Below are 14848 nucleotides of genomic sequence, written 5' to 3' on the forward strand. Positions count from 1 at the left end.
CCGAAGCGTAACATCGGATGGTTAGCGGCGCGTTAATGACATCTCGCAGCGCCCTCTTGCGCCGGTTCGCTCTCAGCACCATCGATTTGCGATCGCTATTGAACCAGTCGAGCCGTCTGGAGGGCTGTGGAGAATAGTTGCAGCAGAGCCGTGGTGATACTGTCATCGGCTGTCACTGTTTGCACCAACGGTGAACCATTGACGCCGGATGACGCGCAACTTTGTAGCGCGGTCAGAACCTGATCGGAGTTCCCGGCGTTCCCAGCCGGATATGGCGAGGGAGGACGCGGCAGAAACGGAGCGATATTCGTCTGCGACCAGCTGTCGCCGGAAAGAGATTCCGGCAGATATTGCGTGTAGAGGATCGCGATCTTGATACCCTTGGCCTTGATGGCCGTGCATTCAGTCAGGTCGCTGCTCCGCATTGGTCCGAAATAACGGCCGCCGCCATTTGGCTGATCCAGCATACCGTCAGTAATAAGGAACAATATCTTTTGCGGCGTCGTTCCGGGAGCACCCGTTCCCGCATTGGGGATGAGGTTTTTCATCGTAGTGAGCATGTTCGTAACTTCGGTCGCTTTATCGTCTATATTGCTCCCACTCGTCGGCATCGAGTTTTTCCACCAATAATCATCCGCCGGAAACAGGGATGTTGCCGAAAACCCGCTGCCGTAGGACGCGACATTGTTCAGACTATTGAGCGTTCGGACGGGCGAAGTATTGCCGGATCGCGTCCAGTCGAATGAAAACATCTGTGCCCGATAAGTGACCTGATATTGCGATGCCTGGTTGGCCGCGAAAGGGATCAACTGCGATGCGGCCGAAACCATGTCGTCCTTGCGCAGGGTAATGCTGGCGGGACTGCCATAGATCCGCCCGTAATTATGTGTGAGCCAATAACCGTCAGCCCAGTATCCCGTGTCGTAGGTAGTAATCGCTGGCGTGCTCGTAGTTGTGGTCACAGTTGTGGTCGAGGTGCCACCGCTGGTCGGCGTGGAAACCACTGTCGTGGTCGTGGTCGGCGTCACTACCTTGTTGACGGTAGACGCGCCGCTGGAACTGGACGTAACGGTATAAGTGGTTACGTTATAAGTACTGACAGTGGTGTCGATGTTCCGCCTATTGCCGTTCGATCCGGCTGTCGTCCGCGTAGGCCCCGTAACCGTCGGTGTCGAGGATGACGTCATGAGATTACCCGCGCTGTCATAGACCAGATTGGCAGATGAATCCCACCTGTAGAAGACATTCTGGGTCGTGGAACCAGACGTATAATATCCTGCCGATAGTAATATATGGCGGGTCTGCTGATCCTTGACGTAAATATTGTCGGTTTTCGGAAGCATCGCATGGCATGCAAAGGCGCAGCCGTTCGCATTTTCGGCCGTCTTGGTGGCCGCGATAATCTTGCTCACTCCATCCGACGTCGCAGGCAGGAGCATTGATGGCGAATTGTCCATCGCAAGGTAAAAATCGACATTGGGCGGTTGCGCGGCGCTAGCGGAGGACGTTCCGCTCACCGTCAGGGTGCCTGCTCCCAGAATACCACCAAATACATTGACCGACTTGGCCGTGTAGCTGACGGTAGCCTTGCGCAGATAGCCCAGTGCGCCGCTGCCGCCGGACGTGCCGTCCGTAATCGTGGGGGTCACCTGAAGGTTCTGGTAACCGCTCAGGAGACTGGCCTGGGCACTGAACATAGTACGCGCGGCAGCAGTCGCGTCGCTGTTCGACTGAAGGATCATGGAGGGTCCGACAGCCGCGAGCGCCGCTGCGTCGGCAGCGGCGTTCAGATGCGTCTGGAGGCTCATGGCGCGGGAATAATCGATGCCAAACCCGGTGACGAAGGTCAACGGGATGAGCGAAAATGCCATGATCATCATGGCCCCGCCTCGCTGATCGGCCTTTAGACGAGCAGCGAGGCTGGCCATCGCAGCCGAAGAACGGAGACAAGAGAGTTTTGTCATCGGTCAAGCACCTAGTAAAGACGAGGAGTCATGTAGATGGTGTGGGTGAGCGCCGTGGTCCGGATAGGTATATAACTGACCGATGGCGTGAAATTGTAAGTGATCTTGCCCATGTACAGCCAGCCGCCGGCAGTGCCGACCTGGGTCTTGTTGGCGACGCCGGGAACAAGATTTTGACAAACATTCGATCCGTCCGGCGACGTCGGCACCATAGTGGAATTGATCATATCTGCCGGGATCGAGATGACGGCGTTAGCCGACTGCGTCTCGACAGTTGGAAGCGTGCCCGCAGTGTGTTCTGAAGTTGTGGGCGTGACGACGCTGCCATCGACATTCTGCGTCTGCGCCTGTGTCCATACGACATAGGCATGCGTGGCGTCGCAGATCCGAAGCAGCGAGACCTGCTCGGTCGCATTGTTGAGCTTGTAAGGCGCCAGGACAACGGCACTGGCGCTGAGATAGGATTTCGCATTGGCGCTCTGCGGCGCGTTATAGATGACCGTGGGGGACATGGTTCGGCTGGTGAGGTCGACCAGCGAACGGGTCGCTATCGTCACCTTGCGATTGCAGGCGATCATGTCCGACAGGCAAACTCCGCCCGTGTACATGAGCACAAGCACCGGCAGACAGATCGCAAATTCCACGATGACTGCGCCGCGCGCATCCTGCCTGAAGCGCTTCAGCATGAGCTTTGCGACGCGTTGCATGAATAATCTTCCGTCGTGAACACCGACGTTGCCACAAGCTGGCGATTGCCATTGGGCTGATTTATCAGGTTCAAGCCTAGCGGCCCTTTTCCTGTCGGCCACAGATACACCAGCTGAAGAACGACGATACGGTTTTTGCCGCTACCGCCCGACTGGTAGATGTAGCCCGTCCCCGTCGAGGTCAGCACGCCATTGCTGTCATAAGTGAATGTCGGCGCGGACGTGCTGCCCACATTATAGCCACTTGCGGTGGCAACGTTGACCGTTAGCCGAGAGCAGGTGAGCATCGCGGGCAGGAGCGATGGAACGCTGACGGCCTGCCCGCTCGAATTGGTGCCGGAGTACCCGTTGCAGATGGCGTCTTTAAAGTCGTCGGATGTCATGCCCATGTGACCATTGGCCAGCTGGGTCGTTTGGGCTGAGCCAGTCAACAGCAGGCGCCCTGCGCTTTGGGCGGCAGTCTCCAGCATCTGTTGCGCCAAATATATCATCATCGTGTACAGGATCGCGAACAGCAGCGCGAGCAAAGCCGGTGCGATGATGGCGAATTCCAGGGCAGCCGTACCCTTCCTGTCTTTCGACAGGTTCGTACCGAAGCGGCGAACCGCTTTCAGTGGGTAAAAGATACTGCGTAAAATCGCCACGCGGCGGCATCCTTAAAGCTATATCAAAGGCTATATCGCCGATCAGCGTTCAAATTTAGTAAACGGCCTAGGCGGGTGGGCGTGATCGAGATCGGCACTCCGGGCGGGCAGCAGCCCTGCATGGCCTGCCTTCACGGAGGGACGATTCCTTCGCGCCACCCATGTGCAGGTGCTGATGCGCTTCGACGATCGAGTTACCGTAGCGGATGCCGACCGGACGGCTGACCCGAGGACAAGGTGAGTTTCTACCCGGTGCGGGTTGAAATAGATGAGACGCAACTTGCGGAACATCCCGAACTGAGGCTGAAGCCCGGCATGCCTGCGAAACTGTTCATTGAAACCGAAAATCGGACGATGATTTCCTACCTGACAAAGCCTTTGAGAGACCAGTTCGCGCGGGCATCCGGGACGAGTGAAGGGTGCGCCAGATGGGCAGGCCAGGTTCAGTCGCCGGGGAAGCGCGGAACGATGCCATTATCCTCGAAGAAGGTGGGCGCCTGGTATAGCGTGGGTCCGGCATAGGCTGGCGCGTCCGGAGAAGCCATCATCCAGGCGACCGTGCGTCCGGTATCGGCGGGCGTATAGCACGGCAATCCGCCGCCAAACCCCTTGGCGGCTTCGCCATACTGCGCCGTCATGGCTTCAGTGATGGTCAGGCCGGGCTGTATGTGGAAGCTCGCAATCCCCTGATCCCGATATTCCAGATCGACAAACTCCGCGAGTTTGCTGAAAGCGGCTTTTCCCGCCGCATATAGCAGGCCCCAGCCTCCCTCGGTCAGCTTTCGTTCGCAGAGCATGCTGCCCGCGCCGCTGGTGATGAAGACGATGCGTCCGCCACCCTGTTTCAGCATGGGTTCAAGCGCGCGCTGCGTGATGTGCAGCTGATTGACCATCATCCCGCGCATGGCCATCTCCGCAGCGTCCGCTTCGATTGCGGAGATGGGCGACATGATGGCGGGCGACTGATAGATGGCGTTGTTGAACAGGCCATCTATCCGGCCCCATTTGGCAAGCACCGCATCCACCGCGGCATCAATGGACGCGCGGTCCAATATGTCCATCGGGATGCCCAGAGCCTCGCCGCCAGCGTCTTCGACCTCATGTACGGTAGCTTCGATGCTGCCGGGTACGGCAATAGCATCCAAAGCCCCTGGACTTGCCAGTCGTCCCTCTCCTTCCCGCCGGGTGCGGCCGGTAACCGCGACCGCGAAACCGCACTTTGCAAGTTCAAGTGCGGCTGCCTTGCCGATCCCGCGCGTCGCGCCCGTTACTATTGCTACCTTGCGCATCCCCAAAGCTCCTGATGATCGTAGGACGTCAGGCTTTTGCCGACCGCCAGCCGCCGTTGTTCCGGGAAATCCACTCCGTCGCAAGCCAGATCATGATGTCTTTCAGCATCGAGCGATGCTCGAAACGGTGCTTTTTTGAAACGCCTCGAACCGGAATTGCTTCTACCACTTGACAAAGGTTGATATTCGTCAACTATTAGGAGCAGATGGCCGGGGTAGGTGTGCCTTAGCAGATGATCTGCCGTGGGCACCGCTGGCCACCGTTTGAAAATGCTAATGAGATAAACCTTAGAGAGAGTATCAGGCTATGGCCCACACGAAGTTCCACCTTGGCTATTTCACGAAGTTCGGCGCGACTTCCTGGCCGGGCGATGGCAAGGAGTTTGGCTCACAGTGGGCGGATGGTTCCTATCACAAGGAACTGGCCAAGATGCTTGAGGCGGCTAAGTTCGACTTTGTCTTCTTCGAAGACAGCCTGATCGTTGGCGATCGCTACGGTGGCTCGATGGAGCTGGACCTCAAGAATGCTACGCTGTCGCCCAAGCTCGACCCCATGCCGCTGCTGCCGGTGATGGCGCAGGAAACATCACACATCGGCCTGATCGCGACGGCTTCGACCACCTTCTATCCGCCCTATATCCTCGCGCGGTTGCTTTCGACGATCGACTCCCTGACCAAGGGGCGTGCGGGCTGGAACATGGTGACGTCGAGCGAGAAGAACGCGGCGTTGAACTTCGGCATGGAGAAGCTGCTGCCGCCGAACGAGCGGTACGACATTGCCGATGAATTCGTCGAGCTGGTCAAGAAACTGTGGGATAGCTGGGAAGAGGGCGCGCTGGTCGCGAACACCGAAACCGGCGTCTATGTCGATCACACCAAGGTTCACACCGTCAATTTCGAGGGCAAGCATTTCCGTTCACGCGGACCGCTGAACACGTTGCGGTCGCCGCAGGGCTATCCGGTTCTGGCACAGGCGGGCGCGTCCGAGCGTGGCCGCCAGTTTTCGTCCAAGAATGCCGAAGTCGTGCTGGGCATGATGACCGGCGGTGTTCCGGGCATGAAAGCCTATCGCCAGGACATTCGGGATCGTGCCGAAGCGCAGGGGCGCAATCCCGACGACATCAAGGTCTTCTTCCTGACGCCGGTGGAAATCTTCCCCGAAGGCGGCGAGCGGCCCGAAATGACCGAGGCCGAAAAGCAGGCTTCTTTCGAGCATAATATCGTCATGGCTTCGTCGTCGCTCGACGTCGACTTCTCGCTTTATGATGTGGACGCGCCCGTGCCCCAGGACATCGTGGCAGGCGGCCACACCAGCGCCCTTGAGTTCATGAAGAAGGCCGGCCGGGAAGAGGGCAAATCCCTCCGCGACCTGTTCTCCGTCGGGAAGGGTGCGAGCGGCATGGACTTCAGTGGCACCGTGGAACAGGTTGCCGAAAAGATGATGGCGGTGATGGACGAAGTGGGCGGCGACGGGTTCCTGATCGAAGGATCGGGCTACAACCATCAGCTTGCCGATCTGGTCAACGGCGTCATCCCTACCCTTCAGAAGGCAGGCGCGGTGCGCACCGAATATGAGGGCACGACGCTGCGCGAAATCCTGCGCGAATTCTGACGCGGTTGGCGTGGAGCGGTTACCCTGCTCCGCGCCTTCCTCAATCTTGAAGCTGGAGCGCGCCCGCACATAGCGGCGCGCTCCAGTTGTTTTGGCATCCCCACCGCGTTGGTTCACGCGGAGCCACAGCCGCGAGCCGCCGTTGGCGCGGCCGCAAAAGGCTCGCTTGGACTGCGGCGCCCCCCGCGTTAGGGCCCCTTCCAGACGGCCAGGAAGTCGTGGGCAGATGGAGAGGACAGCTTGACTGAAACCGACAAGATCGCTGCGACTTTAGCGATATATGCCCTGAAGGCGCGTTACTTCCGGTCCATGGACAATAAGGATTGGGCCGCTCTGGAGGCGGTCTTTGCGCCCAACCTAGTCGCCGATTTCCGCGATGCCGCCGGGGAACGGGACGAGAACATGCTGATCCACGGCGCTGCGCCTTATCTGGCGCGCCTGGCGCCCATGCTGGAGCGGGTCACAACCGTTCACCACGGCCATATGCCCGAGATTCACATCGAAACCGACAGCCAAGCCAGCGGTATCTGGGCGATGGAGGACAAGCTGTGGGTGCAGGAAGGCTCACCCCTGCCCTTCCGCTGGATGCATGGCTATGGCCATTATCACGAACGCTATGTGCGGCTGGCCGATGGCTGGCGCATCAGTGAAATCCGCCTGACACGCCTGCGTATCGATGCGGGCTGACGCCTTATAGCTCCTCCAGCGCCGCGCTCGCTTCGATCCAGCTTTCCTCGATCGTACCCAGCTTCTTTTCGACCGAGGCGCGGCGGACCATGAGGTCGGTCGTGGTCATTTTCGCTTCGGCGCCCGTCGCTGCCTTCGGGTCGAACAGCGCCTGGTCGATGCGGCTGCGTTCGGCCGAGAGCGTCGCCATCTCCTTTTCTGCCTTGCTGATTGCCGATTTCAGGCTCTTCTGCTTTTCGCGCCATTCGGCTGCATTACGCTTTTCCGCCTTGCGGTCCTTGGGCGCGTCACCGCCGCTGTCGGCTTTGCGCAAAATGATGTCGGTATAGTCCTCCAGACTGCCGTCGAAGGGCTGAGCCGTGCCGCCGTCCACCAGGACGAGGCGATCGGCGACCAGTTCGATCATGTGGCGGTCGTGGCTGACAATGACGACCGCGCCGGAATATTCATTGAGCGCCTGCACCAGCGCTTCGCGGCTGTCGACGTCCAGATGGTTGGTCGGTTCGTCGAGGATCAGGAGATGCGGGGCATCACGGGTGATCAGCGCCAGCGCCAGTCGTGCGCGTTCGCCACCGGACATGGAGCCGACCTGCTGCGTTGCACGCTCGCCCGAAAAGCCGAAGCGGCCGAGTTGCGCGCGGACCGCACCCGGCGTCGCGCCCTTCATGACGCGGGTCATATGCTGGAGCGGCGTGTCGGAGATGTCGAGTTCTTCCACCTGATATTGGGTGAAATAGCCGACATTCATCTTGGCCGAGCTGTTCATCGACCCTTCCATCGGCGCCAGCTGCGCCGCGATCAGGCGCGCAAGGGTCGTCTTGCCATTGCCGTTGCGGCCGAGCAGCGCCAGCCGGTCGTCTGGATCGATGCGCAGGTTCACCCGGCGCAGCACTGGCGTGTCGCCATAGCCGACCGCCGCCATGTCCATGGTGATAAGCGGCGGGCGCAGTTCGGGCGGACTGGGGAAGGCGAAGGACAGCGACGGGTCCTCGATCGCGGCGGCGATGGGCTGCATCTTCGCCAACGCCTTGGCGCGCGACTGGGCCTGCTTTGCGGTGGAGGCGCGAGCGGAGTTGCGGGCGACATAGTCCTGCAATTTCTCGCGTTCGGCCTGCTGCTTCACGCGCGCGGCCTCCTGCTGGGCGAGGCGTTCGGCGCGCTGCCGTTCGAACGCATCGTAGCCGCCCGGATAAAGGGTGATCTTCCCGCCTTCCAGATGCAGGATATAATCAACCACGTTATTGAGCAGATCGCGTTCATGGCTGATGACGACCACGGTGCCGCGATAATTTTTGAGGAAGCTTTCCAGCCACATCGTCGCTTCGAGATCGAGGTGGTTGCTGGGTTCGTCGAGCAGCAGCAGGTCAGGTTCGGAAAAGAGCAGCGCGGCGAGCGCGACACGCATTTTCCAGCCCCCCGAATAGCTGTCGAGCGGGCGTCCTTGCATCTCTTCGTCAAAGCCCAGACCGACCAGAATACGCGCGGCGCGGGCGGGCGCGGTATAGGCGTCGATCGCCATCAGCCGCTCGTAAATATGGCCAAGGCGATCGGGGTCATGGGTCGCTTCACTCTCCGCCATCAGGGCGGCGCGTTCCTTGTCGGCGGCCAGCACGGTCTCGAAAGGCGTCGCCGTGCCAGTGGGCGCTTCCTGCGCGATATAGCCCAGGCGCGTGTCGCGCGGCATGTCGCAACCGCCATCGTCGGGATCAAGTTGCCCGATCATGACCTTCATCAGCGTGGACTTGCCCGCGCCGTTGCGGCCGATCAAACCCACGCGGCTGCGCGGCGGCAGTGCGGCACTGGCGCGGTCGATGATGGTACGGCCACCCAGCCGCACGGTGATATCCCTGATATTCAGCATGGGACGCCCTCTAGCAGAGCCGCGCAGGGTGGTGAAGGTGCAGGCAGGGAGTTTTGCAGTCACGCAAGACGTTGCGAAGTTCACACCGTTGTGGCCGACGCATTTGCGCGGGTACGGACGGGTGGCGTCGATTTCGCAATAGGAGAATTTTTGCGAAATGACACCCCGGCCCCATGGGGCGCGGAAGGTTCACGGTGGGAAAGAGCCGATAGCACCATGCCATGGACCAGCCCCTGTAGGAAAGCGCGTTGGTGCGGCGCGGTGCCTGCCCGACCTTCGCCGAGACGGGCTTATCGGGCGGACGCGGGCGTGGCTTCCTCCGCATAGAGGGTGAACTGGCTGTGCAGGCCACCCTCGGACGATTGCCCGAGCCACAGGTCGAACAGGCCGGGTTCCGCAATGATGCGATTGCCCGATCCGACAAATTGCAGGTCGCTGCGGGACAGGGAGAAGCGCACGGTCTTGCTCTCTCCCGGCCCGAGCGTGACGCGTTCGATGCGCTTTAGCTCGCGCACGGGACGGGTGCGGCTTGCCACGCGATCGCGGATGTAGAGTTGCACCACCTCACTGCCGCGCCGGTCCCCCTTGTTGGTGAGCCGGGCCGTCACTTCGATCGCCCGGTCCCAGCGCAAGGCGGTGTCGGACAGCTTTAGATTGTCGAGCGCGAATGTCGTGTAGCTGAGACCATGGCCGAAGGGATAGCGGGCACTGTTGTCCGTGGTCATATAGCGCGCGCGATATTCAGTGCGATTGTCGATCACCGGACGGCCTGTGGACTTACGATCGTAGAAGAAGGGCTCCTGACCCGATTCCCACGGAAAGCTGACCGGCAGCTTGGCGGAAGGGTCGACCCGGCCGAACAGGATGTCGGCGATGGCATGGCCAGCCTCCGATCCCAGGAACCAGGTGGCGAGGACAGCTTGCGCGCTCGCGACGGACCCATGCAGCGCAAGAGCGCGGCCATGGCGCAGTAGCACGATGACAGGCTTGCCCGTGGCCGCCACAGCATCGGCCAGCATCTGCTGGGGCGGCGGCAGTTCGATCACGGTGCGCGACTGCGCCTCCCCCGACATGTCCTGCGATTCGCCAAGCGCGAGCAGGATGATGTCGGCTGCCTTCGCCGCCTTGACCGCCTGAGCGATGCCGCCGTCGATCGGCGTCATGATGTCGCAGCCCTTGGCTATGCTCAGCAGAGCCGGGTCCGGCATAGCGGCACGCAACCCGGCGGCAATGTCCACGCCCTTTCCCTTCTCACCATAAAACGCCCAGGGGCCGTAGATATTGGCGCGGTCCTCACCGAACGGGCCGATCAGCGCGATCTTTTGGCGTTTGGCGGGATCGATCGGCAGGATGCCGCTATTCTGGAGCAGGACGATCGAGCGTCCGGCCGCCTCCCGCGCCAGTGCCCGATGCGCGGGCGTGGCGATGCGGGTCCGCTCCGCCTCTTCGCTGATGGAGCGGTAAGGATTGTCGAACAGGCCGATCGCCATCTTCACATAGAGGATGCGGCGCACGGCAACGTCGATCGTCCCCATCGGCACCGCGCCGCTCTTCACCAGATCGGGCAAATGGCGGATATAGAGGCCGCTTTGCATCGACATGTCGACGCCAGCCAGCACCGCCAGGCGCGCTGCGTCCCGCTCATCCTCCGCAAAGCCATGCGCGATCAGTTCTTCGTCGGCGGTATAGTCGGAGAAGACGAAGCCGCGAAACTTCATCTCGCCGCGCAGCAGGTCGGTCAGCAATTCGCGGTCGGCGGTAGCGGGGACGCCGTTGATCTCGCTGAACGCCGCCATGGTGGTGAGCGCGCCTGCCGCAAAGGCAGAGCCGAAGGGCGGCAGGTGCGTTTCTCGCAATGTTTCGTCGGAGATATCCACGCTACCATATTCAAGGCCCGCCGCGACCGCGCCATAGGCGGCGAAATGCTTCGGGCAGGCAAGGAGCGAGTCATCCCGCCGCAGATCGCGGCCCTGAAATCCCCGGACGCGGGCGGCGGCGAACAGGCTGCCCAGATAGACATCCTCCCCTGCCCCTTCGACCACCCGGCCCCAACGCTGGTCGCGCGCGACATCGACCATGGGCGCGAAGGTCAGATGCAGGCCAGCGGCGCTCGCCTCCTGCGCCATGGCACGGGCCGTACGTTCGGCGAGCGCGGGATCGAAGCTCGCGGCCTCCGCCAATGGCACGGGAAAGATGGTCTTCAGCCCATGGATCACGTCGCCCGCCAGCAGCAAAGGGATACCAAGGCGGCTTTCCTTGACGGCGATCTCCTGCGCACGGCGCGCGCCTGCCACGCCGATGCCGTTGAAGAGGCAGCCTACCCGACCCTTGCGCACCTCTTCCGCCAGCCGCTTTTCATCCTGAATGCCGACTTGCGGATTGGGTGGGTTGTAGGGACGGAAGCTGTCGGTAAGGCATGTCATCTGCCCCGCCTTTTCCTCCACGGTCATGCGGGCGATCAGCGCGTCTACGCGTTCCACTTCGGTCGCGGCGAACGCCCGGCGCGCAAAGGGGAAAGCGAAGGAGCCGGACATGGCGGCAGCCAGAAAGGCGCGACGGTCGATGGTCATTGGACGACAGCGTAACGGATGATTGTTGCCGGGCCAACGCCCTGCTCCGCCATATGTTGCGGGTGCGGGATCAGCCGGGCGCGAACAGCTTCGTGCCCATGACGCCGATGACGATCAGCGCCATGAAACCCGCCTGCACGGGTGCGATGCGGTCGCCGAACAGGATCATGCCGCCGATGATGACGCCAACCGCGCCAAGGCCGGTCCATATCGCATAGGCGGTCCCGGCAGGAATACCCTTCATCGCGAGCGCCAGCAGGCCCATGTTCAGGAAGCTCAAGGCGATCGGCAGGGACGAAGCCTGCCAACTGCCGATGGTCGCCGCCCATTTGAGGCTGAGCGCCCAGCAGATTTCGGTGAATATAGCGATGCCAAGCACGAGCCACGCCATGACGAGCGGTCCTTCTTCAGACGGGCTCGGATGGAAAGCGCGCAGGCCGGAAACCCGAAAGAGGCGGCGCGCCCGCGATGGGGCAAAAGCCCGAAGGCCAAAAGCCCGAAGGGTGGTGGACAGGGCTGGATTCGAACCAGCGTACGGGAAACCCGGGCAGATTTACAGTCTGCTGCCTTTAACCACTCGGCCACCTGTCCAGTGCCCTTACGCGGCAAGCAAAAACTGCCTTTTACCGCGCTGGAGGCGCGCTCAATGGCGAATGGAGGCTTGCCTGTCAATGGCCGGATGTGAAAAGAGCACTTCCATGAAAAAAGGACATCGCAGCGCAAAGCCCAAGGGCAACTTCCCCCGCTTCTACGGGCGGCATGCCGTCATCGCGGCTCTCGCCAATCCGAACCGGGTGGTCCGGAAAATCTGGGGCACCCGCGACGCGCTTAACGCGCTCGACCTGCCGCCAGTGCTGCCCATCGTCTATGCCGATGTGGCGGACCTTGGCCGCATGGTGCCGTCCGATGCTCCCCATCAGGGCATTGTCGCAGAAGTGGAGCCGCTGGATGACGTATGGCTTGGCGACGCACTGGAAGCGGGCCAGGATGACAGGCGGCCCGTGCTGGTACTCGATCAGGTGACCGATCCGCATAATGTGGGCGCGATCCTTCGATCGGCGGCGGCGTTCGACGCGCTGTGCATCGTGACGCAGGACAGGCATGCGCCGCCTGAATCGGGCGTGCTTGCCCGATCCGCATCCGGCGCGCTGGAGATCGTGCCGTGGGTGCGCGTCGTGAACCTTGCCCGCGCGCTCGATGAGATTGCAGAGGCTGGATATTGGCGCATTGGCCTGGATGGCGAGGCGGACACGATATTGGGCGAGGCGATCGGCGAATCGCGCGTCGCGCTGGTGCTGGGCGCGGAGGGTGAAGGCCTTCGCCACAACAGCATGGCCCATTGCGATATTTTGGCTAAACTGCCGATCAGCCCGCGGATGGAGAGCCTGAACGTCTCCAACGCGGCTGCGATCGCCCTGTACGCCGCCGCGAGCCGGTAACGGGGCACAAGGTGCGCCGCCCTCCATCGGCGCATGGGAACGGGGGACGATATGGCCGCAATTCTTCGCACCGCTGGCGCGTTAGCCTGCTGCCTGATGCTGGGCGCCTGTCTGGTGACGCCGGGCAAGTTCGAATCGACCCTCGATATCCGGGCGGATCGGCAGTTCAGCTTCACCTACAAGGGCGAGATATTATCGTCCGACATGAAGGGGCTTGGCTCCTCCTCCGGCACACCCGGCGACAGTCCCGTCGGCGACGGCGCGCCGGAAAAGAAGGATAGCGCCTTGCACAAGACCGCGATGCAGCAGGGCAACGAGGAACGCTTCGATCGGGGCAACGCACCGGGTGACGAGGCGCAGATGCAGGCGATCGCGACGGCCCTGTTGAAGGAGAAGGGGTTCCGGTCAGCCCGTTACATGGGCAATCACAAGTTCGAGATTGACTATGCGATCAGCGGGCGGCTGACCCACAACTTCCTCTTCCCCTTCAACAGCGATGCGGAAATCGTCCTGCCCTTCGTCGCGATCGAGCTGCGCGGCGACGATCGGGTACGAGTGAAGGCTCCGGGCTATTCCAACGGGTTCGACAAGAGCCGGGAACCGATGGGGCAGACCGGATCGGGCGAGGACGCGTCAAAGGCGCTCGACGGCCACTTCACGCTGACTACCAACGCAGAAATCGTCAGCCAGAATCAGGAGGACGGCGCGCAAAGCACCGCGACAAGCAAGCGGATCGTCTGGCGGATCACCCCGCTGACGAGCGAGGCGCCCATGGCGACGCTGCGCGTCAGCCGGTAACGGGCGCCCCGATCGAGAGGATCAGTCTTCCGGCGCGATCGTAACGCGCAGGCCGTCCAGATCGTCGTTCATCACCAGCTGGCACGACAGGCGGCTGCTCTCATTGCGATTATCGGAGCTGTCGAGCAGATCGTTCTCGTCTTCGCCGAGCGCAGGCAGCTTGCTCGCGAAGGCGGGATCGACATAGACATGGCAGGTAGCGCAGGAGCAGCAACCGCCGCACAGCGCCAGAAGCTCGTCGAAACCGTTGTCACGGATGACTTCCATCACGGACAGGCCGCTGTCGCCCTCGACAGCCTGCTCTTCACCCGCACGGTTGACCACTATCAGTTTAGGCATGTACCTCGATCCCAAAATTTTCCACCGCCGCTCATAGGCGGGGGCGCCGATAAATCAAGAGCCGGAAACAAGCAGAGCATGGTCACCACCCCGGAACAGCTGCGCGAAAGCCTGGATGCGATCGCCGTCCTTGAACCCGGTTTTGCCGCCGCATTGGCGCGGGTCGGCTATCCCCTGCCGCGCGTGCGGGAGCCGGGTTATGAGACGCTGCTCCGCACCATCGTCGGTCAGCAGGTGAGCGTCGCGGCGGCTGCCGCCGTCTGGCGCAAGCTGGAGGCGGAACTGGGCGAAGGATGCGCGCCGGAGCAGCTGCTCTCCCGCGATCTCGACGCGCTGCGGGCCTGCGGCCTGTCCCGTCAGAAGCAAGGCTATGCCCGAAGCCTCGCCGAACTGGTCACAAGCGGGCAGGTTGACCTTCACGCCCTGCCCCCGGATGACGAGGAAGCCATCGCCCTTCTCACGCAGATCAAGGGCATTGGCCGCTGGTCAGCCGAAATCTACCTGCTGTTCGCCGAAGGGCGGCCCGACGTCTGGCCTGCGGGTGACCTGGCCGTACAGATCGAGGTGGGCCGCATCCTCGGCCTGCCCGAACGGCCCAGCGAGCGCGAGACGCGGGCGCTTGCCGAACGGTGGCGGCCCCATAGGGGCGCTGCCGCGATCATGGCCTGGCATCATTATAATACGGAGGTACTCTAAACCCATGTCCCTGCCCCATGCCCGCTACATCGTCCTGGAACATGAGGGCGTCTGGAAGATCAATCTCGACAACCGCTATTATGGCCCCTTCGCCACCCGCGAAGCCGCTGTCGAAAACGCGACCGAGACGGCGCGCAAGGCCGGGGATGGTGGCTACCCCGCGAGCGTCCTGCTGATGCAGGGAACCAGGTTCGATACGCTCTGGACGAACCAGCAAGACGCTGCGTCTTCCTGACTTTTTT

At 61.9% G+C, this 14848-nt stretch carries 16 protein-coding genes and 1 tRNA gene; 7 read left to right on the forward strand and 10 right to left on the reverse strand.

The window, feature by feature from the left end; genetic code table 11:
• Positions 1-95: 95 nt before the first annotated feature.
• The 3 genes from ACZ5YV_RS09335 to ACZ5YV_RS09345 all read right to left on the reverse strand — a co-directional run bounded on the left by ACZ5YV_RS09335 (position 96) and on the right by ACZ5YV_RS09345 (position 3315).
• Positions 96-1880, reverse strand: a complete 1785-nt coding sequence (locus tag ACZ5YV_RS09335) for a pilus assembly protein TadG-related protein (protein WP_464787377.1) — start codon at positions 1878-1880, stop codon at positions 96-98.
• A gap of 95 nt (positions 1881-1975) precedes the next feature.
• Complete coding sequence (locus tag ACZ5YV_RS09340) at positions 1976-2671, reverse strand: TadE/TadG family type IV pilus assembly protein (RefSeq protein ID WP_464787378.1); 696 nt, start codon at positions 2669-2671, stop codon at positions 1976-1978.
• Positions 2644-3315 carry a TadE/TadG family type IV pilus assembly protein gene (locus ACZ5YV_RS09345; RefSeq protein WP_464787379.1) on the reverse strand — a complete coding sequence of 224 codons (672 nt, stop codon included), beginning with the start codon at positions 3313-3315 and terminating at the stop codon, positions 2644-2646. The genes ACZ5YV_RS09340 and ACZ5YV_RS09345 overlap by 28 nt, the downstream gene beginning before the upstream one ends.
• Positions 3316-3552: 237 nt before the next feature.
• Between ACZ5YV_RS09345 and ACZ5YV_RS09350 the strand changes: the two genes are divergently transcribed.
• Positions 3553-3837 (forward strand): hypothetical protein, encoded by a 285-nt coding sequence (locus ACZ5YV_RS09350; protein ID WP_464787380.1) that lies wholly within the window; start codon positions 3553-3555, stop codon positions 3835-3837.
• On the opposite strand, the gene ACZ5YV_RS09355 is transcribed toward ACZ5YV_RS09350, so the two are convergent.
• The gene (locus ACZ5YV_RS09355; protein WP_464787381.1) at positions 3759-4604 is read right to left on the reverse strand and encodes an SDR family oxidoreductase; all 846 of its coding nucleotides are present in this window, start codon (positions 4602-4604) and stop codon (positions 3759-3761) included. The two genes, ACZ5YV_RS09350 and ACZ5YV_RS09355, sit on opposite strands and share 79 nt — an antisense overlap.
• Positions 4605-4632: 28 nt before the next feature.
• Entirely contained in the window at positions 4633-4797 is a 165-nt protein-coding gene (locus ACZ5YV_RS09360) for a hypothetical protein (protein ID WP_464787382.1), read from the reverse strand.
• 114 nt (positions 4798-4911) lie between these two features.
• Here ACZ5YV_RS09360 and ACZ5YV_RS09365 point away from each other — a divergent pair, with 114 nt between their 5' ends.
• A complete protein-coding gene (locus ACZ5YV_RS09365) occupies positions 4912-6216 on the forward strand; it encodes an NtaA/DmoA family FMN-dependent monooxygenase (protein ID WP_464787383.1) in 1305 nt (434 codons plus the stop codon).
• Between the two features lie 240 nt (positions 6217-6456).
• Entirely contained in the window at positions 6457-6903 is a 447-nt protein-coding gene (locus tag ACZ5YV_RS09370) for a nuclear transport factor 2 family protein (RefSeq protein ID WP_464787384.1), read from the forward strand.
• A 4-nt stretch (positions 6904-6907) separates the two neighbouring features.
• Here ACZ5YV_RS09370 and ACZ5YV_RS09375 read toward each other — a convergent pair whose 3' ends face one another.
• The 4 genes from ACZ5YV_RS09375 to ACZ5YV_RS09390 form a co-directional block, all read right to left on the reverse strand.
• On the reverse strand, positions 6908-8764 hold the full coding sequence (locus ACZ5YV_RS09375) for an ABC-F family ATP-binding cassette domain-containing protein (RefSeq protein WP_464787385.1): 1857 nt from the start codon (positions 8762-8764) through the stop codon (positions 6908-6910).
• Between the two features lie 290 nt (positions 8765-9054).
• Entirely contained in the window at positions 9055-11334 is a 2280-nt protein-coding gene (locus tag ACZ5YV_RS09380) for a glycoside hydrolase family 3 N-terminal domain-containing protein (protein ID WP_464787386.1), read from the reverse strand.
• A gap of 70 nt (positions 11335-11404) precedes the next feature.
• Entirely contained in the window at positions 11405-11725 is a 321-nt protein-coding gene (locus ACZ5YV_RS09385) for a DMT family transporter (protein WP_464787387.1), read from the reverse strand.
• A gap of 113 nt (positions 11726-11838) precedes the next feature.
• A tRNA-Tyr gene (locus tag ACZ5YV_RS09390) sits at positions 11839-11925 on the reverse strand.
• Positions 11926-12032: 107 nt separating this feature from the next.
• On the opposite strand from ACZ5YV_RS09390, the gene ACZ5YV_RS09395 reads away from it, so the two are divergent.
• The gene (locus tag ACZ5YV_RS09395; protein ID WP_464787388.1) at positions 12033-12773 is read left to right on the forward strand and encodes a TrmH family RNA methyltransferase; all 741 of its coding nucleotides are present in this window, start codon (positions 12033-12035) and stop codon (positions 12771-12773) included.
• Positions 12774-12824: 51 nt separating this feature from the next.
• A complete protein-coding gene (locus ACZ5YV_RS09400; RefSeq protein ID WP_464787389.1) occupies positions 12825-13571 on the forward strand; it encodes a hypothetical protein in 747 nt (248 codons plus the stop codon).
• A gap of 21 nt (positions 13572-13592) precedes the next feature.
• Here ACZ5YV_RS09400 and ACZ5YV_RS09405 read toward each other — a convergent pair whose 3' ends face one another.
• On the reverse strand, positions 13593-13910 hold the full coding sequence (locus ACZ5YV_RS09405) for a 2Fe-2S iron-sulfur cluster-binding protein (RefSeq protein WP_464787390.1): 318 nt from the start codon (positions 13908-13910) through the stop codon (positions 13593-13595).
• A gap of 78 nt (positions 13911-13988) precedes the next feature.
• On the opposite strand from ACZ5YV_RS09405, the gene ACZ5YV_RS09410 reads away from it, so the two are divergent.
• Together ACZ5YV_RS09410 and ACZ5YV_RS09415 are read left to right on the forward strand one after the other, a co-directional pair.
• The gene (locus ACZ5YV_RS09410; protein ID WP_464787391.1) at positions 13989-14606 is read left to right on the forward strand and encodes a DNA-3-methyladenine glycosylase family protein; all 618 of its coding nucleotides are present in this window, start codon (positions 13989-13991) and stop codon (positions 14604-14606) included.
• Between the two features lie 4 nt (positions 14607-14610).
• On the forward strand, positions 14611-14841 hold the full coding sequence (locus ACZ5YV_RS09415) for a DUF2188 domain-containing protein (RefSeq protein WP_464787392.1): 231 nt from the start codon (positions 14611-14613) through the stop codon (positions 14839-14841).
• Positions 14842-14848 lie beyond the last annotated feature (7 nt).

This window comes from Sphingobium sp. TomTYG46, from assembly GCF_055396345.1.